This is a genomic window from Spiroplasma endosymbiont of Zeiraphera isertana (genome assembly GCF_964030805.1).
Classification (GTDB): Bacteria; Bacillota_I; Bacilli_A; order Mycoplasmatales; family VBWQ01; genus Spiroplasma_E.
The window spans coordinates 865,973-889,459 of sequence record NZ_OZ034965.1 but is presented as its reverse complement, the minus strand read 5'-3'; the positions used below and the strand labels follow the sequence as shown (position 1 = coordinate 889,459).

Below are 23,487 nucleotides of genomic sequence, written 5' to 3'. Positions count from 1 at the left end.
AGCGATGAAGAAGAGTGAATAGATGATACTAATAGTCGTTATGGTGGAATAACACAAAAAAGATTGTATATTAATAGACGTTGAAAATATCGTACGAGATTTGAACCTGGTGTAGTATATTCTGGTATAATGATTCATGAAAATGTTATTGATATTTCTAATGATTTAAAATTACAGAAAACTATTCGTTTGAAAAACGGTAGAGTGATTTTATAATTATCAAATTTAGATGAAAATAATCAATTTGAACAAAAATTTAAAATATATGAAAATGAAAATGCATACCTTAGTGATTTAAAATCATTAGATTTCAGTACTTTTACAGAAATAAAACAAAAAACACCTATTAATTGATATTTTATTATCACTGCATTAGGAATTATTCCTATTGTTGTGTTTGCACGAACTACACAAAGAGTATTTTCAGTTAATATTACAGATAATAAACCTCATCCATCTAGTGATTGAATAACTAATATTCTTGACGTTACTAATGAAAAAACACAACATAATCTTATGATGGCAAGTGCTGATATTATTTTTAGTCTTCTTACTGGTGAAATTTTTAAATGATCGCGTAAGGTTATTAGTCCTTGCTGTCAAACTAGAATTGTTGCTAATTCACCTGTTAATAATTCATACTTTATTACATCATTAATTCATCTTTGATCAACATTTAGTAATCATGTAGTTGTTACTGCTGCTGCAATGTATACTCTTGATAGTTTTACTTGACCAAATTATGGTTGAAAATTAATTAATAAATTTAATATCTTATCTACTATTGCTAGACTTTATGCTATGACAACTATTAATAATGGTTTTAAATGATCATTAAGTACATTAAATAATGAGTTTCAATTATCTGATAAGTTTAATTGTTGTTTAAATATTTTTAGTAAAATGGTTAATTTTATTAATGAATTATGTTACCCTTTAAAAGGTTTTATTGCACTTGTTAGTTTTGGTGCAATTACATTTAGTAGTAATGCACTTAAAACTTTAGCATCACTTGTTGCTGAAAATGGGTTTACAGATGGTTGTTTGATATTCCCTAATAAATTTTTTACTTTAGGAATGTTGGGAACAGCTACAGCAATGTCAATAACAGATGGTTTAAACTTACAGTTAGATAATTATAAAAAACCACTATTACAACCAATTCTAAATGGAGCAAAATGAATTTGAACTAAAACAAAATCATGTTGTATAAATAATGAAAATGATAATGGATATGGTTCTATAAATAATGATAATGTTGAAGATGGAGTTGTTATTAATAATCCTAAAAATGATATAAAAGATTTCCTGAGTTGTAAATATAAATGGGACAGTTTTTTAAAATAATTGTATTAAATCTATTGGTCTTTTATAAGAGAGCGATTTTCTGGGTGTAGAATTAATTTGAAATGCTATAAAATTTAAATCTTTTTGTTTATATGAAGATAGATCTGTAGATTTTGGTAAATATCTTCTTAAAATACCATTATTATTTTCATTTAAACCCCTTTGGCAAGGTTTACCAGGATCTGCAAAATAAATTTTGACATTACAAATTTTTTCGATTAATCTTCATTTACTAAATTCTTTACCACGATCAAAAGTAATGGTTTTAACTGTTCCTTTTTGTAACTTTGAAATAAATTTTATTATACTTTTCGTAATATTTTCTGATTTATGATTTTTAGTTACTAAAGGAATTGTGGTTTTTGATCATATATCAGCCAAAGTAATAATAGAACTTTTATGATCTTTGCCAATGATAGTATCACCTTCTAAATGACCAAATTCTTGTATATTTTTAATATTAGGAATGATTAAATTTCTTTCATGAATAGACTTACAATTATTAATTTTGCCCCTAGTTTCTTTTTGTTTGTGAGATTTATTTTTGCCTTTTCTCAATAAGTTATTTTCATCAAAACCCATTCGATTTGTTTTAAACATGTTATATAAAGTTTTTGTTGAAATACTTTTTATTTTATTTTCCTTTAAAAAGTTAGCAATTATATCAAGAGCATACTTTTTAGTAATTAACAAATGATTAATACTATTAATTTCTGTTAAAGTTAAAATTATTAATTTTCTGCCTGCATTTTGTTTATTTTTTTGAAATTGATTCAATATTGCTAATGGCAATAAGTTTTTATTTAATAATCTACAAACTCTATGTACAGTTGATTTACTATAATCAACAATTTTTGCTATTTTACGAATCGAAAATCCATAATTTTTATATTAGACTTGGTGCAAAACTAAGGTAATTCAAAATTATATATTCCTGCTATTAAATTAAATCTTAATGCAAATCTTCATATTTTATTGCGATATTTTAAACTTAAAATTTTAAAACGTTTTAGTTTAGCAAATACGTGTTCAATTTTAATTCTAATTTTACTTAAAGTTTTATTGTATTATTTTTGAATTGGTGTTAATTGATTGTATTTACTGTTTTTAAATGGCAAAAATGTATTTTTATGAATATTTTGTATACCTTGATAACCTGAATCAACAAAAAACTTGTTTTTCTGGATGAATAAAAGTTTTAGATTTTAGAAGCAATTTAAAATCATGAATGCTTCCAAAACAAAAAGCAGTTGAAATAATTTTTCCATTGGAAATATCAATAATTATTTGGGATTTGAGAGAATGATGTTTCTTTTTACCTGAAAAAAGTAATTTTAGTTTTTTTTAAGGCTTTTATCCCTTTATGTACTATTTTTAAATTTTATCACATAAATGGAGATAAAATCCTACCTAGGAAATTATCCCCGCATGTATTTAAATCAAACACAAAATTACAGTTTCAAAACTAGGTATGTTATTGAATTTATATGCTGATTCTTTTGCATATAAATGAATATTGTGCTTTGAAACTCTTATGTGTGTTCGGAAAGTTCGTCGTATGTGCTTTCATGCTGATTAAATCTGGTTTGTGTTTACACCTGTTGGTGACACATACCCAACTTCATGATTTACGATTTCATGTTTGGGATAGAAGTTTTTGAAACTTACATATCCCTTCCAAGAATCCGTAAATAGACAGCACTCAGTAAAAATGTGTTTCAACGCAAATCAAAAAAATCTTTTGCAATTTACAAGAAACCACATTTCTTCAAAGTGTGATGTACATACTGATTCTTGAAAAGGATATCGCCATTTTAAATCAGTTTTCACTAAGCATGAAACAGTTAACCATCAAGATGGCTATGTTTCAAAAACTGGTGTAAACACAAACCAGATTTAATCGGCATGAAAGCACATCAGACGAACATTTAAAACACATATCAAAGTTGAAAAACATCATGTTCATTTATACGCAAAAGAATCGGCATATAAATTCAACAATATACCTAGTTTTGAAACTGTAATTTTGTGTTTGATTTAAATACATGCGGGGATAATTTCCTAGGTAGGATTTTATCTCCATTTATGTGATAAAATTTAAAAATAGTACATAAAGGGAGAAAAGCCTTTAATTTTTATATAAGTGTCCTTTTTAATTTTACAATTAAAGTTATACTAATAATTTTATTTTTTTTATTCATTTGAAGAATTATTATTTTTGATATTTTTTAATATTTCTTCAATGTTTTTAACTCTAGTGTTGGTATTATCATATTTAAAGCGTAATTCTGGAACTTTGTATTTATTACTTGTTTTAGCAAGTGCGCTTCGACAAAAACCTTTCGCTTTTTCTAAAGCAGTACTAATGGTTTTAATATCTAAATTATCTAAGTAAACTGTTCAATAAATGGTAGCATAACTGTTATCTTTTGTTATTTTTACATTAGTAATAGTGATATCTTTGAAAAGAATATTTTTTGATTCTTTTTTTAATATATTAGTAATTTCTTTTTTTAAGAAACTTTCTTGTTGTTCAAATTTAATGATAGACATCCTATTTTGTCTCCACTTCTTCTACTAAATATGATTCAATAATATCATTTTCTTTTAAGTCATTAAAATTTTTAATAGTAATACCGCATTGAGTTTCTTTTTTAGCAATTTTTAAATCATTTTTTTCATGTTTTAAACCACTGATTTCACCGTTATAAATAACAACATCATCACGAATGATATGAACTTTGCTATTACGTTGAATGAAACCATTAATGACAACACAACCAGCAATTGTTCCTACTTTTGAAAAATGAAAAGTTTTAATAACTCGTGCTTGACCAAGAATTTTATCTTCATAAGTTGGTTCTAATAAACCTTTAGCAGCCAATTCTAATTCTTCAGTTATTTTATAAATGATATTATGTAATCTAATTTCAACACCGGCATTGTTAGCAGCTTCACGAATAACATGATTGGGACGAACATTGAAACCATAAATAATACTTCCTGAAGTTTGAGCAAGTTTAATATCTCATTCACTAATACCACCAATAGTTGCTCTAATAAACTTAACAGTAATATCATTAACATTAATTTTATTTACTGCTTGAACGATTGCTTGCACTGAACCTTGAGTATCTGCTCGTAAAATAACATTAATTTGTTTTAATTCACCTGTAGCAACATCTTGTGTTAAATTACCTAAACTAATTTGTCGATTATTTCTAATTTTATTTTTTTCTTCTGTTTGTCTTACTAGTGCTACTTTTCTTGCTAATTTATCATCGTTAAAAACAATAAAAGATTCACCAGGAGTAGGGGCTGTTTCAAATCCTAAAACTTGAACAGGCATTGAAGGTCCAGCTTTAGTAATTATTTTACCAGTATCATTAATAAGGCGTTTAATTTTTCCTTTAACGCTACCAGCAACTACAATATCAGTAACTTTTAGTGTTCCACCTTGTATTAATAAAGTACAAATTGAACCAACATTTTTATCATGATGAGATTCGATAACAGTTCCATTAGCAAAACGATTTGGATTAGCATTTAGTTCTTTTCATTCAGCAATTACTAATATTGCTTCTAATAATTCATCAATTCCTTGATTTTTTAAAGCACTACCATAAACAAAAATAGTATCGCCACCTCATTCTTCACTAGTTAAATCACAATTAGCTAGTTCATTCATAATGCGATCAGTATTAACATTTGGTTTATCCATTTTATTAACAAAAACAATAATTGAAACACCAGCTACTTTTGCATGGTCAATTGCTTCACGAGTTTGTGGCATCACACCATCATCACCAGCAACTACTAAAACAACAATATCAGTAATTTTAGAACCACGTGAACGCATTTCAGTAAATGCTTCATGACCTGGGGTATCAATAAAAGTAATTAATTTATTATTAGTTTTAATTTGATAAGCACCAATATGTTGAGTAATACCACCGTGTTCTTGATTAGTAACTTTAGAATTACGGATAGTATCTAATAGTGTTGTTTTTCCGTGATCAACATGGCCCATAATTGTAACAACAGGTGGTCGAGTTACTAAATTTTTTTTATCATCTTCGAGATTAATATTTTCTAATAAGTTTTCATATGTTACCACTTTAGCTTTTTCAAAATCAATATTTCATTCCAAACAAAGTTCAAGCATTAATTCTTGAGTTAATATTTGATTTTGATTAAATAGTTTGCCTTGTTTCATGAAGTATTTAATAATGTCAGTTACTGGATGATGCAATGCTTTAGCAAATTCTGAAATAGTTAATGGTTCGTTATATAAAAATACTCCTTTTTCATTAATTTGAGATGTTTTTTGTTTTAGTTGTTGATTAATATTTTGTGTTTGTTGAGATATTCGTTTTTTTGCCATTTGCATCCCGCCTTTCGCTTGGGAAAATTAATCTCAATTTTTTTTAATTTCATTAATTAATTGTTCATAAAATTCATTTGGAATTTTTGTTTTTAATGCTCGTTCTAATGCCTTATTTTTAATAAGCAAAGTTATTAATTCAAGTTTAGGTTGGATGTAGGCACCTCGACCATTTTGTTTGCCAGTTTTATCAATGAATAATTGTCCTTCTTTATTAATAACAATTCTAATTAATTCACGTTTAGGTAAAATAGTATTTGTAACTATACATTTACGCATGGGTATTTTTTTACGTTGAATTAAAGGTATTTTATTCATAACGACCTACTTTATTGTTTATTGATTTTTATTTTTTCATTGTGTTTTTTTTAATAATTCATATATAAACTTTTCATATTCACTTTCTTTAATATTACCATTTCAAGTAAATTTAATATTATTTTCATTTGCTTGTTCTAATGAAGTAATATTAATATTTCAGTGAGTTACACCGGCAACTAATTTAGCAGCCATACCATTTTTACCAATAGCTAATGATAATTGTTCAGTAGGAACAATAATATTTGCTTGTTTTTCTTCTTCATTAATATCAATTGAAATAACTTTAGCTGGTGTTAAAGCGTTAATTATATATTCTTTTATATTAGGATTTCAGGCAATAATGTCAATTTTTTCGCCACTTAATTCTTGCGTAATTAATTTTGTTCTTTCGCCTTTTGGACCAATACATGCACCAATACCATCAATGCTTGGATCATGACTAACAATTGCAACCTTAGCTCTAATTCCAGGAATACGAGCAATATCTTTAACTTCGATTACACCTTGTGCTATTTCAGGAACTTCTAATTCTAGTAAACAACGTAAAAAATTAACGTGAGTTCTTGATGCTAAAATTTGACCATAGTTTTTATTTTTAATAATATCTTCAACATAAAATTTGATGTAAGTATTATTAGCGATTGGTTTATTTTTTGGTAAGATCTCACTAGGGATTTGATTTTGTTTTGGTAAGAAAGAATAGGCTCTACCAATTTTAATTAACATATAAGTTTCTTCAACGCTTTCAATAGTACCAATTAATATGTGATCTTTTTTATCAATAAATTCATCATAAATTGATGTTTTTTCTGCTTCACGAATTGATTGTTTTACTACTTGAATAGCTTTAAAAATTGATAAACGAGAGAATTGATCACTAGGAATTATTTGCGTATATGTATCACCAATTGTTAAGCCGGGATTCTTTGTTTTAATAGTTGAAAGTGCAATTTCTAATTCAGGATCTTCAACTTTTGGAACAACAATTAAATCCTTTAAAATTTTAATAGTACCTTTATTTTGATCAATTTCAATTCTGATATTTGTACTATCATCACGATGACTTTGATATTCATATGCTTTTTTTAGTCCTTCTTTTAAAGCTTCAATGATATCTTCTTTTGCTATTTGTTTTTCTTCAGCAATTTCATTTATGGCATTTAAAATGATTTGACTAATTTCTTTGTCCACTTTTTCTCCTCCTTGTTTTTTATAAACATTGTTGTTTATTATGTAATAGTATTTGAAATAGATTTATTTCAAAATGAAAATATACTTAAATAAAAAAATAAAATATATTACACTAGAAATAATAAAGACAGCTGGTAGCTGTCTTGCTATAATTCTAATTCATTGTTCATTATATAATATTATTAATTTGAAAACAATAGAAATTTATTAAATGATAGAGTTTTATTATCTTAGATTATTGGAATGGCAACACTTTTTAGGACTATTTTTTGGTAGACATTTGTTTTTGATAATTAACTGGAGTTAAGTAGTTTAAAGTGCTGTGGATTCTTATGTTGTTATATCAATTGATATAATCAAATAATTCTAATTTTAATTGGATTAATGATCTAAAATTTTTATCATTAATAAATTCAGTTTTGAAAGTTTTAAAAGTTGCTTCAGCAACAGCATTGTCATAAGGACATCCTTTTTTGCTTAAAGATCGATTTATGTTGAATGCTAGTAAAAGTTTATCAATAATTTTATTGTTAAATTCATTACCTCGATCGCTATGAAATATTTGAATATCTTTTAAACAGCGATTTGATTGCATAAATGCTTCATATACTAATGATGCATCTTTTTTAGTGCCTACACTATGTCCAATAATTTCTTTTAATTTTCACAAAAAATCTTGATATTACTTTTAATTTAAAATTAAAAGTAATATTTTTATATAAGGGGTGATTTTTTGTGACTAATAATGAATTAATTGATGTTTTAAAAAACAAAAAAGATGAAGAATTTATAAAAATTAGGAAATTATCCCCACATGTACTAGTGTGGAGGAAAAAATGAATTGAAATGAATTCAATAGCATATTTCAAACTGAAAACGATTGTTTGAAATATATAGCGAAGTTTAAAATAATGAAATGCATCAGGTGTGCTTCTTCTAGTTTGAATGCTTCTGATTTGAGAAGAATACGATGTTTGAACTGTAACCAAACATTTAGTATTCTTTATGGAACCATTTTTTATAAGTCACAGACCCAAATGACATCTTGGTTTTATCTCATCTTTAGATGAATAAACACAAAGCATGGCATACCAGCAACCGATGTTGCAAGGGAATTGGGTGTGACCTATAAAACAGCTTGAAGAATGTGTCATGAAATCAGGACTAGAATTGGAAATCAAGATGCAGGTTTCATTGTTGATGGCACAGCGCAGATGGATGAAATGTATCTTTCACATTTAGGTTTTAAAAAACAAGGAAGATCCTTGTTGAATAAAACTTTGATTGTTGGAGTTTATGAGAAAACCAGCAACAAACTAATTGTGAAGGTGCTGAAAAATGCAGATGAAAAAAACCTTTTAAGATTTGCATTGAAACACATTTTTACTGAGTGCTGTCTATTTACGGATTCTTGGAAGGGATATGTAAGTTTCAAAAACTTCTTTTAATTTTCACAAAAAATCTTGATATTACTTTTAATTTTAAATTAAAAGTAATATTTTTATATCAGGGGTGATTTTTTGTGACTAATAATGAATTAATTGATGTTTTAAAAAACAAAAAAGATGAAGAATTTATAAAAATTATTAGACATTTTAAAAATAGAATTAAACAAATTGAGAAAAAAGAAAAATTAGATGCAATTGATAAAAAATTTAAAGAAAAAGGAATTCAATGTCCAAATTGTAAATCTTATTGATGTGTAAAAAATGGTTTTAAGAATAATAAGCAAAAATATTTATGCAAAGATTGTAAAAGTAGCTTTGATGCTTTAAGAAATCATTTTTTACATTGAAGTCATTTATCTCATGAACAATGAGATTGAATAATTTGATTGTCATTGTTAGGTCAATCTGCTTATACTATTTCTCAATTTGCTAAAATTTCAAAAACATCAGCATGATTTAATCGTCAAAAATTTATGAAATCATCACAATTAGCCAAAACACAAAAACCATTCACAAAATTAAAAGGTAGAATTGAAATTGATGAAACTTTTATCAAAGAAATTCACAAAGGAAATTTCAAAAATCCAGATGATCCAAGAAAAAAATGAATTGAAGAAAATGCTAAAGATTTAAACTGTTGTATTGAAATGGCAATTGATGAAAATAAAAATATTTATGCTCAAACAACAAATACTAAAAGATTAACAAAAAAATGAGTACAAGAAAATTTAACATCTAAGCTTATCGAAGAAAAATCAATTATAGTTTGTGATATGCAAATACTATATGATACAGTAGCTAAACAAACAAAATGTACTCTCAAGAAATTTAAATCAAAAGAAAATAAAGAATTAAATTATAAAAATTTAAGTAATATCAGTAAAATACAATCAAGTTTAAAAGAATTTATTACTCATTATCATGGCATTGGATTTATCAATATTCAAAATTACCTCAATTTATGAAAATTTAAATACCAACATTATAAAATATCACCTTATGCAAAATCTGAAGCATTATATTTCAGTTTGTAAAAAAAATAAATCCCAAAATTAAATAAAATCAAATTTTAGGCCAGGTTGATGATTTTTTTTATTTCATCAAGAGTTTTTTTGAAAATTAAAAAAAACTTCTATCCCAAACATGAAATCGTAAATCATGAAGTTGGGTATGTGTCACCAACAGGTGTAAACACAAACCAGATTGAATCAGCATGAAAGCACATCCGACGAACTTTCCGAACACACATAAGAGTTTCAAAGCACAATATTCATTTATATGCAAAAGAATCAGCATATAAATTCAATAACATACCTAGTTTTGAAACTGTAATTTTGTGTTTGATTTAAATACATGCGGGGATAATTTCCTAGGTAGGCTTTTATCTCCATTTATGTGATAAAATTTAAAAATAGTACATAAAGGGATAAAAGCCAAAAATTATTAGACATTTTAAAAATAGAATTAAACAAATTGAGAAAAAAGAAAAATTAGATGCAATTGATAAAAAATTTCAAGAAAAAGGAATTCAATGTCCAAATTGTAAATCTTATTGATGTGTAAAAAATGGTTTTAAGAATAATAAGCAAAAATATTTATGCAAAGATTAGACTTGGTGCAAAACTAAGGTAATTCAAAATTATATATTCCTGCTATTAAATTAAATCTTAATGCAAATCTTCGTATTTTATTGCGATATTTTAAACTTAAAATTTTAAAACGTTTTAGTTTAGCAAATACGTGTTCAATTTTAATTCTAATTTTACTTAAAGTTTTATTGTATTCTTTTTGAATTGGTGTTAATTGATTGTATTTACTTTTTTTAAATGGCAAAAATGTATTTTTATGAATATTTTGTATACCTTGATAACCTGAATCAACAAAAACTTGTTTTTCTGGATGAATAAAAGTTTTAGATTTTAGAAGCAATTTAAAATCATGAATGCTTCCAAAACAAAAAGCAGTTGAAATGATTTTTCCATTGGAAATATCAATAATTATTTGGGATTTGAGAGAATGATGTTTCTTTTTAACTGAAAAAAGTAATTTTAGTTTTTTTTAATTCTTTCAATTGGAGTTTCAGTAGCATCAATAGCTAACAAATTATTATTAGTACCTTTATTTTTTGTTAAATCTTTTTTTCCAGGTAAATTAAAAATTCCGCTTTTTATTAAAATATTTTCAATTCAAAAAATATTACGAATGCAACTAGTATGACTAATATTATATCTTTTTGCAATAACTCTATAACTACTATAGTCTTTTCAATATTCTAAAGTCATTAATAAACGCTCTTCAATTACAATTTTATTTTTTCTACCACCATAATATTTTTGTTTAGACTCAGCAATTTTTAAAATTTCAAACATTTTATAAAATGTTTGTGGCTTTATGCCGACTAAACTATAAAATTCTTGATCATCTTTATATTTTTTCAACATAATAACTATCACCTTTAATATTAATAATAATCGTTAAATTGTTAAAATTAAAGGTTTTGCACCCAGTCTATTTAATAATCCCATACAATTAGATAAAAGTAGTACTTTATTAGACTTGGTGCAAAACTAAGGTAATTCAAAATTATATATTCCTGCTATTAAATTAAATCTTAATGCAAATCTTCGTATTTTATTGCGATATTTTAAACTTAAAATTTTAAAACGTTTTAGTTTAGCAAATACGTGTTCAATTTTAATTCTAATTTTACTTAAAGTTTTATTGTATTCTTTTTGAATTGGTGTTAATTGATTGTATTTACTTTTTTTAAATGGCAAAAATGTATTTTTATGAATATTTTGTATACCTTGATAACCTGAATCAACAAAAACTTGTTTTTCTGGATGAATAAAAGTTTTAGATTTTAGAAGCAATTTAAAATAATGAATGCTTCCAAAACAAAAAGCAGTTGAAATGATTTTTCCATTGGAAATATCAATAATTATTTGGGATTTGAGAGAATGATGTTTCTTTTTACCTGAAAAAAGTAATTTTAGTTTTTTTTAATTCTTTCAATTGGAGTTTCAGTAGCATCAATAGCTAACAAATTATTATTAGTACCTTTATTTTTTGTTAAATCTTTTTTTCCAGGTAAATTAAAAATTCCGCTTTTTATTAAAATATTTTCAATTCAAAAAATATTACGAATGCAACTAGTATGACTAATATTAGATCTTTTTGCAATAACTCTATAACTACTATAGTCTTTTCAATATTCTAAAGTCATTAATAAACGCTCTTCAATTACAATTTTATTTTTTCTACCACCATAATATTTTTGTTTAGACTCAGCAATTTTTAAAATTTCAAGCATTTTATAAAATGTTTGTGGCTTTATGCCGACTAAACTATAAAATTCTTGATCATCTTTATATTTTTTCAACATAATAACTATCACCTTTAATATTAATAATAATCGTTAAATTGTTAAAATTAAAGGTTTTGCACCAAGTCTATTGTAAAAGTAGCTTTGATGCTTTAAGAAATCATTTTTTACATTGAAGTCATTTATCTCATGAACAATGAGATTGAATAATTTGATTGTCATTGTTAGGTCAATCTGCTTATACTATTTCTCAATTTGCTAAAATTTCAAAAACATCAGCATGATTTAATCGTCAAAAATTTATGAAATCATCACAATTAGCAAAAACACAAAAACCATTCACAAAATTAAAAGGTAGAATTGAAATTGATGAAACTTTTATCAAAGAAATTCATAAAGGAAATTTCAAAAATCCAGATGATCCAAGAAAAAAATGAATTGAAGAAAATGCTAAAGATTTAAACTGTTGTATTGAAATGGCAATTGATGAAAATAAAAATATTTATGCTCAAACAACAAATACTAAAAGATTAACAAAAAAATGAGTACAAGAAAATTTAACATCTAAGCTTATCGAAGAAAAATCAATTATAGTTTGTGATATGCAAATACTATATGATACAGTAGCTAAACAAACAAAATGTACTCTCAAGAAATTTAAATCAAAAGAAAATAAAGAATTAAATTATAAAAATTTAAGTAATATCAGTAAAATACAATCAAGTTTAAAAGAATTTATTACTCATTATCATGGCATTGGATTTACCAATATTCAAAATTACCTCAATTTATGAAAATTTAAATACCAACATTATAAAATATCACCTTATGCAAAATCTGAAGCATTATATTTCAGTTTGTAAAAAAAATAAATCCCAAAATTAAATAAAATCAAATTTTAGGCCAGGTTGATGATTTTTTTTATTTCATCAAGAGTTTTTTTGAAAATTAAAAATAATTTCGCGGTTAAATAGGTCTATTAATAAACAAATATAGTTTCACTTACCATTTACTTGAACATAAGTTAAATCACTAACAATAACTTCATTTTTAATCCTATTCTTAAAGTTTCTATTAACAAGATTAGTTATTTGACTATCATTGACTTTATTATGATGATTTTTGTGTCTTAATTTAGTGTATTTTGATATTAAATTATGTTTATTCATAATTTCTTTAATTTTTCGTCTTGATAAATAAATTTCTTGGTTTTCTAATATGACTTTTAATCTTCTTGTGCCATAAATTTCTTTATTTTCTTTAAAAGCACTAATAACAGCTTCATCATACATATTATTTTGATTTTTTTCTTTTTTCTTGAAATTAAAATAATATGTTGATTTAGAGAGCTTTAAAAAACGACACATTGTACGAATTTTATATTTACATTTATTATTGATAATAATTTCTATTTTCTGCCTATTATTAGTGCTGCTTGCTTTAAAATATCATTTTCCATTCGTAACTTTTTTAACTCTTTTCTTAATTTAATTAATTCATTTTCTTCAACAGAACGATTATCTTTAGATTTAAAACTACCTGAATTAGTAAATTGCTTAATTCAATTATAAGTAGCTGCTCTTGTAACATTGTACTCTTTAGCAAGACAAGACACTGACTTACCACTTTGATATAAAGCTACTATTTGTTTCTTAAATTCGTCGGTATATGAGTTAATATTGGCCATAATTATAGTTACTTTCTTTTAACTAATTTGTTCACTTGTCTACGTAATTAGTGTCCAATAAAGTGTAACCTATCCATAATAATAATCCAGAAAACATTCAAATTCATAAAGAACAATTAGACTATTAAAAACACAGTTTATAAGCAAACAAAATTTAATAAATAAATTAATTTTTCTAATAATCTTCTGTCCTGGAAATTTTAATTAAAAAAATGTATTTTTATTTTCTGTTCTTAATTTTTAAATATAAAAAAAACTGAAAAATTTTCAGGTTTTTTTACATTATATTACTCAATAATCTTGGAAGTACTGTATAGTATATATAAAAAATAATAAGAATGTTCAGTTAATGAACAATTTAATCCTAACATTTTTGAAATTATTTTCTTAAAAAAAGCAAAATAACACTTAATAATGAAAAATATTATAAAAAGAGCACCAAATAAAAAAAGAATGTATAATTAATAGAAGAAAATAGTTTATATTTTTCAGAAAATTTATCTAAGGGGGAAAAACAATATGAGAAACATGAAAACATTACTACGACTAATGGGTGCTGCTGCTTTAACAACAGTTGCAGCAAGTTCAGTTGTTGCATGTGGAACTCAAACAAAAGCGCCAGCATTGAATGGCAAATATGCAGCATTACTAGGCTGATATAGTGATGAAAATATAAGTTTAATTAATCAAGAATTAAAGAAGAATTATACTACTGGTAAAGAGAAGTATTCAATTGAAGCTGATGACACAAAAATTACAGCAACTAAATTTAACGGAAAATTATTAAAAGCAGGTACTGGTACTGATTCTGATAAAAGTCAAGCATTTAGTGATGATGCTGCAGCCTTTTTAAAAGATTTAGGATTTACACCTGATAGCAAGAAGTTTTATTCAGCTGATGATGTTAAAAAGATTACTGCTTTATCTGCAAAAGTTGAAAGTACTGAAGTGTGTAAAATTGAAGCTGCTGGTACAACTGATTTTAAAGTTGAAGCTGGTACTTGTCAAATTAATATTATGGATAAGGCAACTGGAGATGATGCCAAATCTGTAAAAAAATATACTATTAATACTCTTAAGAAAGATGCATTAGGTGTTCCTGCTGAAGTGGCAGCAATTCTTATAAAGACCAATTTAGCATTGACTAAAGACAATAATTTTAAAAAAGATGGAGATGTTCTTACATCTTTACCTTGAGCTGATGGAAAAACTAAAGAAAAAAATCTATATGATTCTTTAGTTAAGTTAATTGGTGGTCAAAAATTAGTTTGATCTACTACTGATGGTGGAACTGCTATAAACAAGTACCCTAATGATACTACTACTGATGTATTTTTAAGAGTAATGTTTGGTGAAGTAAAGGTAGTAAGTTTTCAAGTTGACAAAATGCCTGCTTAATCATTAAATATTTTAAAAGATTGCAATTGCAATCTTTTTTAATTTATATTCTGTTTTATCACTTAAAAAATTTTATTAATTTATTAAAATTATAAAAATAATTTCAATTTAAGAATAATAATAAAGGAAATTATCCCCACATGTACTAGTGTGGAGGAAAAAATGAATTGAAATGAATTCAATAGCATATTTCAAACTGAAAACGATTGTTTGAAATATATAGCGAAGTTGAAAATAATGAAATGCATCAGGTGTGCTTCTTCTAGTTTGAATACTTCTGATTTGAGAAGAATACGATGTTTGAACTGTAACCAAACATTTAGTATTCTTTATGGAACCATTTTTTATAAGTCACAGACCCAAATGACATCTTGGTTTTATCTCATCTTTAGATGAATAAACACAAAGCACGGCATACCAGCAACCGATGTTGCAAGGGAATTGGGTGTGACCTATAAAACAGCTTGAAGAATGTGTCATGAAATCAGGACTAGAATTGGCAATCAAGATGCAGGTTTCATTGTTGATGGCACAGCACAGATGGATGAAATGTATCTTTCACATTTAGGTTTTAAAAAACAAGGAAGATCCTTGTTGAATAAAACTTTGATTGTTGGAGTTTATGAGAAAACCAGCAACAAACTAATTGTGAAGGTGCTGAAAAATGCAGATGAAAAAAACCTTTTAAGATTTGCATTGAAACACATTTTTACTGAGTGCTGTCTATTTACGGATTCTTGGAAGGGATATGTAAGTTTCAAAAACTTCTATCCCAAACATGAAATCGTAAATCATGAAGTTGGGTATGTGTCACCAACAGGTGTAAACACAAACCAGATTGAATCAGCATGAAAGCACATCCGACGAACTTTCCGAACACACATAAGAGTTTCAAAGCACAATATTCATTTATATGCAAAAGAATCGGCATATAAATTCAATAACATACCTAGTTTTGAAACTGTAATTTTGTGTTTGATTTAAATACATGCAGGGATAATTTCCTAGGTAGGCTTTTATCTCCGTTTATGTGATAAAATTTAAAAATAGTACATAAAGGGATAAAAGCCATAATAAATAGCAGAAAATAATTTATATTTTTTAGAAAATTATCTAAAAGGGGAGAAAACATTATATGAAAAATATAAAAACATTATTACGATTAATGGCCGCTACTACTTTAACTACAACTGCAGCAAGTTCAATTGTTGCCTGTGACTTTGAAACAAAAGCACCAATATTAAATGGTAAATATGCAAAATTATTAGGATGATATAGTGATGAAAATACAAGTTTAATTAATCAATAATTAAAGAAGGATGATACTACTGGTAAAGAGAAGTATTCAATTGAAGCTGATGACACAAAAATTACGATGACTAATTTTAAAAACAGTTTATTAAACGCAAACGAAATTAGAAATCCAAATCAAGCAAAAGATGCTGATGCCGCAGCATTTTTGAAAGAATTAGGAATTACAAGTGGTAGTGAAAATGAAGAATATTCACCTGATGATGTTAAAAAAATCACTACTTTATCTGCAAAAGTTACAAGTACTGAAGCAGGTAAAACTGAAGAAAATAATACAGGAACTGATTTTAAAGTTCTTGTTGGTACTTGTCAAATTGATATTATAAGTAAAGATGATGATAGTGTATTAAAATCTTATACTATCAATACCGCTAAAAATGATGGGTTATACATTTCAAAAATAGTTATTACTGAACTTATTAGTGATAAAAATGGTTTAAAATTAACTGCTGCGCAAGGATTTAAACAAGGTGAATTTGTTACTGATTTTAAATTAGTAATAAAATCAGAATGTAAACAAAAACAATTTGATTCTCTAGTTCAAATATTAAATACAAATGTTAGTACTCAGTTCCATGCTAGAGTTGCTGATGGTCCATTAGTAAAAGGAAATTTTAGAAATTTAAAAGTTTATTTAGCAATATATTTTGGTGATGTTCATCTTTTACCTAGAATAGACTGTGGTATACCATCAACTGTTTAAATCATTAAATATTTTAAAAAATATAATGACAGTTGTTGTTAATTATCATATTTTTTTGTTACTATTAATATAAATGAAAATTATTAATAATTAGACATTTGAAATCAGAAGAAATTAAATTTATAACATTGATAAGTTAAAAAAATAAACTTTAAATGAGGACACAATTGTATCTTTCAATTTTATTAAGTGATATTATTAATTATAAAAATTAAAGAAGGAGAAAAAATGTTAAAACCAGGAAGTATATTAATATTTATTTTTTTTTATTTTAGAATCAATATTTATAATTCCTTTATTATGAACAATACCTGGTTTTATTTTATACAAAAAAGTAAGTAAAGGTGAAGCAACTACTGATCAAAAAATTGCTTTAGCAATATTAGGAATTATCTTTGGTGCTGCATTAGGTATTATTGGTGGTATTTTTATATTAGTTGATTTAAACAATGATGAAAATAAAATCCAAAGATATTAATAAAAAACATCATTAATTAATGATGTTTTTTATTTTTTTAAATAGTTTTCCATTGGTTTTAATAAAAATTATTATATAATTTTTATAGTTTGATTTAAAAACAACTTAAAATTATTAACTAGGAGGAAAACAAATATGGAAGTTATTATTTTAGAAGCCACAAATCTGATGAATGAAATAATTTTACGTTATAAAAATGAAATTAACAAAATTCGCACCGGAAGAGCTAATCCTAATATCTTAGAAGGAATTAATGTTAGATGTTATGGTGGTGTTGATAGTTTAAGTAATATTGCCCAAGTTAAAGTAGCAGAAGCACATCAATTATTAATTAAACCATATGATCGTAGTTTAATTAAAGACGTTACAGAAGCTGTTACAAAAGCTGATTTGAAATTACAAATTAAAAGCGAAGCAGAAAATATACGTTTAATTTTCCCACAATTAACAGAAGACGTTCGTAAAACTTTAGTTAAAGATTTGAGTAAAAAAACTGAAGAATATAAAGTTAAAATCCGTAATTGTCGACGTGATGCTGTTCAAAATCTGAAAAAAATAAAATTACCAGAAGATCAAGAAAAGCATGCAGAAACTACAATTCAAGATTTAACTGATAGTAAAATTAAAGAACTTGTATTAATAGAAAACAATAAAAAAGCCGATTTAATGAAAATTTAGCAATAAAGCAATAAATAGTTAGGGGTTAAATATTGTGAAAAAAAAGATAATAAATAAAGAAAATATAAAATCTAAAGTTTCTTTTTTTGCAAAACTTAGTAATTTTTTTAGAACCTATCGAAATCGTATTCTTACAAGCTTTATGTTAATTGCTTGTGGTGTATTATGAATGTTTATTGGGGCAGTTTATTTAGAACCAATTTTTGGTAATAAACCACAGTGATCAGCTTATACATTTATGATAATTAATAATTTAATTTTTATTGGTTGTTTATGAGAAATTATTAATTTAAAAAAAGAATCAAATTGATCAATTGTACTTAAAATTTCTATAATTTTAACAGGAGTCATACTTTTATGAGTTCCGCTTGGTAAAGAAACTTTTGGTCCATATATTTATAATCATTATTGATTTGAAAATTGAATGACTTTATTAATTTTATTATTTTTCATTTGTATTTTTATTTTAATTGCTTGACGAAGTAAAAATTTTCAATTAAGTGATGTTATTTTTATTTTTACTTGAATTATTTATTTAGTGTTTGTTGTTAAAGCTGTTAATTTTTTAATGTTATCAGAAATTAAACTTTCAAAACTAGGATGACCAACATTATTGTTTTTATTCATTATTGTTATGTCTAATGATGTTGGTGCTTTTATGGGTGGTATAATTTATGGTAAAACAAAAATGGCACCAAGTGTATCACCAAATAAAACTTGAGAAGGTGCTATTACTGGTTTAATAACAGCAATTATTTTAAGTATGATAACAGTAACTGTTTTTTTAGAAACAAGTAATTATAATCCCTTACCTTTTTTAGAAGTTAATAGTAAAGCACCAATCTATATTGCTTATTTTGCTACTAGTTTTATTCTTTCAATTGCTACTCAAATGGGTGATTTATTATTTTCTTATTTGAAACGTAATTATCATGTTAAGGATTTTTCAAATATTCTACCTGGACATGGAGGATTATTAGATCGTTTAGATTCATTTTCAACAGTAGTTATTTTTGGTTTTCTAATTACTCTAGCAGCTATTGCTTAATATATAAAATTTAAGGATGAAGTTATGTATATATTTTTAGCCATTTTAATTGGTTTATTTACAATATTATTTTTAATTACCTTGCATGAATTTGCTCATTTTGTAATTGCTAAATTATCAGGAGCATATGTATATGAATTTGCTATTGGTATGGGACCAAAACTTTTGCAGTGAGGTAAAAAAGAAACACGTTATACTTTAAGACTATTACCATTGGGTGGTTATGTTTCTATTGCTTCAGAAATTGCTGATGCTCCTAAAGGACGAGAAGATGAAGTAATTGATAGTAAACGAATGATGGAAAACTTGCAACGTGGTAAAAAAGCAGCTTTCATCAGTGCAGGTGCACTAATGAATTTATTATTAGCTTTTATTTTATTAATGATTGGATATGGAATTTATCCACATAAATATGATCCTAACTTGCCACCAACCTATGCAACAACAGGACCATTATATGAAGCTGTTCAAAAATATAATCAAGATAATCCAAGTTTACCAATTTTAGATACTGATGCTATTACTAGTATTTATAATACTGGTGATATTGAATCTAAACAATCAATTAAATCATATTATGATTTACAAACATGATTAAGTAAATATAATAAAAAAACTACTAATGGTACAGTTATTGCTGATTACAAAATTACTTTTGATAATAAAGACGATAAAACTGTTACTTTTAAACCTGTAGAACAAAAAGGGGTGCTATTCATTGGTGTTAGTCAAGGTAGTTATTATTTAAATGCAGGGCAAGTTATTAGTAATGGTATCATTGATACTTTTAAAGATAGTTACAGTATTTTACAAGCATTAGGACAATTAGTTACTTTTCATTGACAAAATTTATCAGGACCTGTTGGTATTGTTAAATCAACTAATAGTTTTTTAAATCCTGATTTATCATCAACACAAGCAGCAAGTACATATTTTCGTTGAGCAGCATTATTATCATCTAATTTATTTTTATTAAATATGTTACCAATTCCGCCATTGGATGGTTATAAATTTGTTGAAAATGCAGTTGAAGCGGTAACAAGAAAAAAATTAAATGAAAAATATAAAATTATTGTCAGTATTGCTGGAGCTATATTATTTTTAGTTATCTTTATTGCTATTACTATTAAAGATATATTTTTTTAATCTTTACTTTATAATAAAATCCTATTATAAATAGGATAATAAATTTGAATGAAAAAGTTTTGAGCAATTTTCTTAATTATTTATATTTCCTGAGTTGTAAATATAAATGGGACAGTTTTTTAAAATAATTGTATTAAATCTATTTGTCTTTTATAAGAGAGCGATTTTCTGGGTGTAGAATTAATTTGAAATGCTATAAAATTTAAATCTTTTTGTTTATATGAAGATAGATCTGTAGATTTTGGTAAATATCTTCTTAAAATACCATTATTATTTTCATTTAAACCCCTTTGGCAAGGTTTACCAGGATCTGCAAAATAAATTTTGACATTACAAATTTTTTCGATTAATCTTCATTTACTAAATTCTTTAGCACGATCAAAAGTAATGGTTTTAACTGTTCCTTTTTGTAACTTTGAAATAAATTTTATTATACTTTTCGTAATATTTTCTGATTTATGATTTTTAGTTACTAAAGGAATTGTGGTTTTTGATCATATATCAGCCAAAGTAATAATAGAACTTTTATGATCTTTGCCAATGATAGTATCACCTTCTAAATGACCAAATTCTTGTATATTTTTAATATTAGGAATGATTAAATTTCTTTCATGAATAGACTTACAATTATTAATTTTGCCCCTAGTTTCTTTTTGTTTGTGAGATTTATTTTTGCCTTTTCTCAATAAGTTATTTTCATCAAAACCCATTCGATTTGTTTTAAACATGTTATATAAAGTTTTTGTTGAAATACTTTTTATTTTATTTTCCTTTAAAAAGTTAGCGATTATATCAAGAGCATACTTTTTAGTAATTAACAAATGATTAATACTATTAATTTCTGTTAAATTTAAAATTATTAATTTTCTGCCTGCATTTTGTTTATTTTTTTGAAATTGATTCAATGTTTCTAATGGCAATAAGTTTTTATTTAATAATCTACAAACTCTATGTACAGTTGATTTACTATAATCAACAATTTTTGCTATTTTACGAATCGAAAATCCATAATTTTTATATTCTTTTGTTGCTATTATTGATTCAATACTCAGATACTTATACATTGCGCTAATTCCTTTCTTTTCTTAATTATAGAACTAACACAATTTAATTTTTATATAAGTGTCCTTTTTAATTTTACAATTAAAGTTTTGAAATAAAATCTATAAGTATAAAAACTAAAATTTATATCGATTATTTGCTCCTAAGAGAATTATTTTTTCTTCAACAAATTTCTGAATAGCTATCATTGCATTTTCTATTAAGGTATTAATACTTGCTAAAGAGTACAATGGATAGGTTACACTTTATTGGACACTAATTACGTAGACAAGTGAACAAATTAGTTAAAAGAAAGGAACTATAATTATGGCCAATATTAACTCATATACCGACGAATTTAAGAAACAAATAGTAGATTTATATCAAAGTGGTAAGTCAGTGTCTTGTCTTGCTAAAGAGTACAATGTTACAAGAGCAGCTACTTATAATTGAATTAAGCAATTTACTAATTCAGGTAGTTTTAAATCTAAAGATAATCGTTCTGTTGAAGAAAATGAATTAATTAAATTAAGAAAAGAATTAAAGGTAATGTTTAGTAATCTGTGTAACTTACAAAAATAACTATGTTTAATTAATTCTAGTAAATATAATTAAATGACCAGAAAGAGTGAGTTACAAATGGTTAAAAAACAAAACATTAATAATAATAATCCAATATCACAAGCAGTAGATTTATTACTAGAAAATACTGAAGATTTAACAACAGTTTTTAAAGAAGGAGGTTTATATAAAGAATTAACAAAAAGATTAGTGGAAAAAATGTTGAATTCTGAAATGCAAAATTATTTAGGATATGAAAAAAATCAACATAGTAATAGTGAAAATGCTCGTAATGGCATAACTTCAAAAAAATTAATAACTCAAGAAGGTAAAATTGAAATTGATGTACCACGAGATCGTAATAGTAATTTTACTCCTGTAATAGTGCCAAAAAGACAAAGAAGATTTGATGGTTTTTATCAAAAAGTTCTTTCACTATATGCAAAAGGTATGACAGTATCTGACATTAGAATGCAGTTGCAAGAGTTATATCATGGTGCAGATATTAGTGAAAGTGTTATTAGTCAAATTACTGATGATGTTATTGATGATGTCAAAGCATGGCAAAATCGGCCATTAGAAAGTATTTATCCGATTGTTTATTTTGATTGTATAGTAGTTAAAGTACGACAAGATAAACGGATTATTAACAAATCAGTTTATATAGCACTAGGAGTTGATTTAGAAGGTAAAAAAGATGTTTTAGGTTTATGAATTAGTGAAAATGAAGGTTCTAAATTTTGATTATCTAATTTTACAGAAATGAAAAATCGAGGCTTAAATGATATTCTTATTGCTTGTAGTGATAATTTAACAGGCATGTCAGAAGCAATACAATCGGTTTATCCTAAAACCGAACATCAATTATGCATAGTTCATCAAATTAGAAATAGTTTAAAATATGTTTCATACAAACATCGAAAATCTCTAGTTACAGATTTAAAACCAATTTATAGTGCATGTAGTGAAGAACAAGCAATGCAAGCTTTAGAATCGTTTGAAAATAAATGAAATAAACAATATCCTCAAATGACTAAATCTTGATATAAAAATTGAGATAATTTAATGGTTTTTATTAGTTATCCACCAGAAATTAAAAGAGTAATTTATACTACAAATGATATTGAATCTGTTAATAGTCAATTACGAAAAGTTATTAGAAATAAAAAAGTTTTTCCTAACGATATGGCGGTTTTCAAAATATTTTACTTAGCAATTGAAAATATAACAAAAAAATGAACAATGCCTATTCAAAATTGAAATACAGCAATTGCTCATTTTATGATAAAATTTGAAGACAGAATTAATCTAAACTAGTACCTTGTAAAACAAAGATACACAGATTACATAAAAGCCTCGAATTAAAACAGTTACGAATGGAAAATGATATTTTAAAGCAAGCAGCACTAATAATAGGCAG

The 23,487-nt window shown here is 25.4% G+C and carries 30 protein-coding genes and 1 pseudogene; 16 read left to right on the top strand and 15 right to left on the bottom strand.

All coding sequences use genetic code 4. The features are described from left to right. Nucleotides 1-393: 393 nt before the first annotated feature. Entirely contained in the window at nucleotides 394-1,347 is a 954-nt protein-coding gene (locus tag AAHM78_RS06140) for a hypothetical protein (RefSeq protein WP_342254703.1), read from the top strand. Here the strand turns inward: AAHM78_RS06140 and AAHM78_RS06135 are convergent. From AAHM78_RS06135 to AAHM78_RS06130, 3 genes and pseudogenes are all read right to left on the bottom strand, one after another. Beyond that, nucleotides 1,339-2,238 (bottom strand): annotated as a pseudogene (locus tag AAHM78_RS06135) (IS30 family transposase); the annotation flags it as partial. The gene AAHM78_RS06140 and the pseudogene AAHM78_RS06135 sit on opposite strands and share 9 nt — an antisense overlap. A gap of 17 nt (nucleotides 2,239-2,255) precedes the next feature. Next, nucleotides 2,256-2,393, bottom strand: a complete 138-nt coding sequence (locus AAHM78_RS16820) for a hypothetical protein (RefSeq protein ID WP_425289795.1) — start codon at nucleotides 2,391-2,393, stop codon at nucleotides 2,256-2,258. A gap of 529 nt (nucleotides 2,394-2,922) precedes the next feature. Further along, a complete protein-coding gene (locus tag AAHM78_RS06130) occupies nucleotides 2,923-3,069 on the bottom strand; it encodes a hypothetical protein (protein ID WP_342254702.1) in 147 nt (48 codons plus the stop codon). Here AAHM78_RS06130 and AAHM78_RS06125 point away from each other — a divergent pair. Then, nucleotides 3,059-3,247, top strand: coding sequence for a transposase (locus AAHM78_RS06125; protein WP_342254701.1), 189 nt, complete (start codon nucleotides 3,059-3,061; stop codon nucleotides 3,245-3,247). The two genes, AAHM78_RS06130 and AAHM78_RS06125, sit on opposite strands and share 11 nt — an antisense overlap. A gap of 293 nt (nucleotides 3,248-3,540) precedes the next feature. Here AAHM78_RS06125 and rbfA read toward each other — a convergent pair whose 3' ends face one another. From rbfA to AAHM78_RS06100, 5 genes are all read right to left on the bottom strand, one after another. Continuing rightward, nucleotides 3,541-3,900: a 30S ribosome-binding factor RbfA gene (gene rbfA / locus AAHM78_RS06120; protein ID WP_281747920.1), complete on the bottom strand. Its 360-nt coding sequence runs from the start codon at nucleotides 3,898-3,900 to the stop codon at nucleotides 3,541-3,543. Nucleotide 3,901: 1 nt separating this feature from the next. Further along, entirely contained in the window at nucleotides 3,902-5,731 is a 1,830-nt protein-coding gene (gene infB, locus AAHM78_RS06115; protein ID WP_342254700.1) for a translation initiation factor IF-2, read from the bottom strand. Nucleotides 5,732-5,758: 27 nt separating this feature from the next. Then, on the bottom strand, nucleotides 5,759-6,049 hold the full coding sequence (gene rnpM, locus AAHM78_RS06110) for an RNase P modulator RnpM (protein WP_342254699.1): 291 nt from the start codon (nucleotides 6,047-6,049) through the stop codon (nucleotides 5,759-5,761). An 18-nt stretch (nucleotides 6,050-6,067) separates the two neighbouring features. Continuing rightward, on the bottom strand, nucleotides 6,068-7,243 hold the full coding sequence (nusA, locus tag AAHM78_RS06105; protein WP_342254698.1) for a transcription termination factor NusA: 1,176 nt from the start codon (nucleotides 7,241-7,243) through the stop codon (nucleotides 6,068-6,070). A gap of 262 nt (nucleotides 7,244-7,505) precedes the next feature. Then, complete coding sequence (locus AAHM78_RS06100; protein WP_425289767.1) at nucleotides 7,506-7,913, bottom strand: transposase; 408 nt, start codon at nucleotides 7,911-7,913, stop codon at nucleotides 7,506-7,508. A gap of 65 nt (nucleotides 7,914-7,978) precedes the next feature. Here AAHM78_RS06100 and AAHM78_RS06095 point away from each other — a divergent pair, with 65 nt between their 5' ends. The 4 genes from AAHM78_RS06095 (at nucleotide 7,979) to AAHM78_RS06080 (ending at nucleotide 10,040) form a co-directional block, all read left to right on the top strand. After that, nucleotides 7,979-8,140: a hypothetical protein gene (locus AAHM78_RS06095; RefSeq protein WP_342254697.1), complete on the top strand. Its 162-nt coding sequence runs from the start codon at nucleotides 7,979-7,981 to the stop codon at nucleotides 8,138-8,140. 44 nt (nucleotides 8,141-8,184) lie between these two features. Continuing rightward, nucleotides 8,185-8,691 (top strand): IS1595 family transposase, encoded by a 507-nt coding sequence (locus tag AAHM78_RS06090; protein ID WP_342252999.1) that lies wholly within the window; start codon nucleotides 8,185-8,187, stop codon nucleotides 8,689-8,691. 74 nt (nucleotides 8,692-8,765) lie between these two features. After that, on the top strand, nucleotides 8,766-9,725 hold the full coding sequence (locus AAHM78_RS06085; RefSeq protein WP_342253239.1) for an IS1/IS1595 family N-terminal zinc-binding domain-containing protein: 960 nt from the start codon (nucleotides 8,766-8,768) through the stop codon (nucleotides 9,723-9,725). A 78-nt stretch (nucleotides 9,726-9,803) separates the two neighbouring features. Further along, nucleotides 9,804-10,040, top strand: coding sequence for a transposase (locus AAHM78_RS06080; RefSeq protein WP_342254696.1), 237 nt, complete (start codon nucleotides 9,804-9,806; stop codon nucleotides 10,038-10,040). Between the two features lie 274 nt (nucleotides 10,041-10,314). Here the strand turns inward: AAHM78_RS06080 and AAHM78_RS06075 are convergent, their stop codons facing one another. The 4 genes from AAHM78_RS06075 to AAHM78_RS06060 form a co-directional block, all read right to left on the bottom strand. Then, entirely contained in the window at nucleotides 10,315-10,680 is a 366-nt protein-coding gene (locus AAHM78_RS06075) for a transposase family protein (protein WP_342254958.1), read from the bottom strand. Between the two features lie 59 nt (nucleotides 10,681-10,739). Next, nucleotides 10,740-11,132 carry a transposase family protein gene (locus tag AAHM78_RS06070; RefSeq protein WP_342252923.1) on the bottom strand — a complete coding sequence of 131 codons (393 nt, stop codon included), beginning with the start codon at nucleotides 11,130-11,132 and terminating at the stop codon, nucleotides 10,740-10,742. A 126-nt stretch (nucleotides 11,133-11,258) separates the two neighbouring features. After that, nucleotides 11,259-11,624: a transposase family protein gene (locus tag AAHM78_RS06065; protein ID WP_342255064.1), complete on the bottom strand. Its 366-nt coding sequence runs from the start codon at nucleotides 11,622-11,624 to the stop codon at nucleotides 11,259-11,261. Nucleotides 11,625-11,683: 59 nt separating this feature from the next. Next, nucleotides 11,684-12,076: a transposase family protein gene (locus tag AAHM78_RS06060; protein WP_342253210.1), complete on the bottom strand. Its 393-nt coding sequence runs from the start codon at nucleotides 12,074-12,076 to the stop codon at nucleotides 11,684-11,686. Nucleotides 12,077-12,132: 56 nt separating this feature from the next. On the opposite strand from AAHM78_RS06060, the gene AAHM78_RS06055 reads away from it, so the two are divergent. After that, a complete protein-coding gene (locus AAHM78_RS06055) occupies nucleotides 12,133-12,879 on the top strand; it encodes an IS1595 family transposase (protein ID WP_342254695.1) in 747 nt (248 codons plus the stop codon). Nucleotides 12,880-12,897: 18 nt separating this feature from the next. On the opposite strand, the gene AAHM78_RS06050 is transcribed toward AAHM78_RS06055, so the two are convergent. Both AAHM78_RS06050 and AAHM78_RS06045 read right to left on the bottom strand, forming a co-directional pair. Further along, nucleotides 12,898-13,383, bottom strand: coding sequence for an IS3 family transposase (locus AAHM78_RS06050; RefSeq protein WP_342254694.1), 486 nt, complete (start codon nucleotides 13,381-13,383; stop codon nucleotides 12,898-12,900). Between the two features lie 41 nt (nucleotides 13,384-13,424). Next, entirely contained in the window at nucleotides 13,425-13,703 is a 279-nt protein-coding gene (locus AAHM78_RS06045; RefSeq protein WP_342254693.1) for a transposase, read from the bottom strand. A 519-nt stretch (nucleotides 13,704-14,222) separates the two neighbouring features. On the opposite strand from AAHM78_RS06045, the gene AAHM78_RS06040 reads away from it, so the two are divergent. The 7 genes from AAHM78_RS06040 (at nucleotide 14,223) to AAHM78_RS06010 (ending at nucleotide 20,465) form a co-directional block, all read left to right on the top strand. After that, a complete protein-coding gene (locus AAHM78_RS06040) occupies nucleotides 14,223-15,101 on the top strand; it encodes a hypothetical protein (RefSeq protein ID WP_342254692.1) in 879 nt (292 codons plus the stop codon). Nucleotides 15,102-15,368: 267 nt separating this feature from the next. Continuing rightward, nucleotides 15,369-16,085 carry an IS1595 family transposase gene (locus AAHM78_RS06035; protein ID WP_342253235.1) on the top strand — a complete coding sequence of 239 codons (717 nt, stop codon included), beginning with the start codon at nucleotides 15,369-15,371 and terminating at the stop codon, nucleotides 16,083-16,085. Nucleotides 16,086-16,236: 151 nt separating this feature from the next. Next, nucleotides 16,237-16,410, top strand: a complete 174-nt coding sequence (locus tag AAHM78_RS06030) for a hypothetical protein (protein WP_342254691.1) — start codon at nucleotides 16,237-16,239, stop codon at nucleotides 16,408-16,410. Nucleotides 16,411-16,476: 66 nt separating this feature from the next. Continuing rightward, entirely contained in the window at nucleotides 16,477-17,115 is a 639-nt protein-coding gene (locus AAHM78_RS06025) for a hypothetical protein (RefSeq protein ID WP_342254690.1), read from the top strand. 613 nt (nucleotides 17,116-17,728) lie between these two features. Beyond that, nucleotides 17,729-18,271 (top strand): ribosome-recycling factor, encoded by a 543-nt coding sequence (locus AAHM78_RS06020; protein WP_174481086.1) that lies wholly within the window; start codon nucleotides 17,729-17,731, stop codon nucleotides 18,269-18,271. A 34-nt stretch (nucleotides 18,272-18,305) separates the two neighbouring features. Beyond that, a complete protein-coding gene (locus AAHM78_RS06015; protein ID WP_342254689.1) occupies nucleotides 18,306-19,319 on the top strand; it encodes a phosphatidate cytidylyltransferase in 1,014 nt (337 codons plus the stop codon). A gap of 24 nt (nucleotides 19,320-19,343) precedes the next feature. Continuing rightward, the gene (locus tag AAHM78_RS06010) at nucleotides 19,344-20,465 is read left to right on the top strand and encodes a site-2 protease family protein (protein WP_342254688.1); all 1,122 of its coding nucleotides are present in this window, start codon (nucleotides 19,344-19,346) and stop codon (nucleotides 20,463-20,465) included. Nucleotides 20,466-20,584: 119 nt separating this feature from the next. Here the strand turns inward: AAHM78_RS06010 and AAHM78_RS06005 are convergent, their stop codons facing one another. Beyond that, complete coding sequence (locus tag AAHM78_RS06005; protein ID WP_342254687.1) at nucleotides 20,585-21,529, bottom strand: IS30 family transposase; 945 nt, start codon at nucleotides 21,527-21,529, stop codon at nucleotides 20,585-20,587. Nucleotides 21,530-21,833: 304 nt separating this feature from the next. Between AAHM78_RS06005 and AAHM78_RS06000 the strand changes: the two genes are divergently transcribed. Then, nucleotides 21,834-22,088, top strand: coding sequence for a transposase (locus AAHM78_RS06000; RefSeq protein ID WP_342254686.1), 255 nt, complete (start codon nucleotides 21,834-21,836; stop codon nucleotides 22,086-22,088). A 57-nt stretch (nucleotides 22,089-22,145) separates the two neighbouring features. Further along, nucleotides 22,146-23,384, top strand: a complete 1,239-nt coding sequence (locus AAHM78_RS05995) for an IS256 family transposase (protein ID WP_342255063.1) — start codon at nucleotides 22,146-22,148, stop codon at nucleotides 23,382-23,384. The last annotated feature ends 103 nt before the right edge of the window (nucleotides 23,385-23,487 follow it).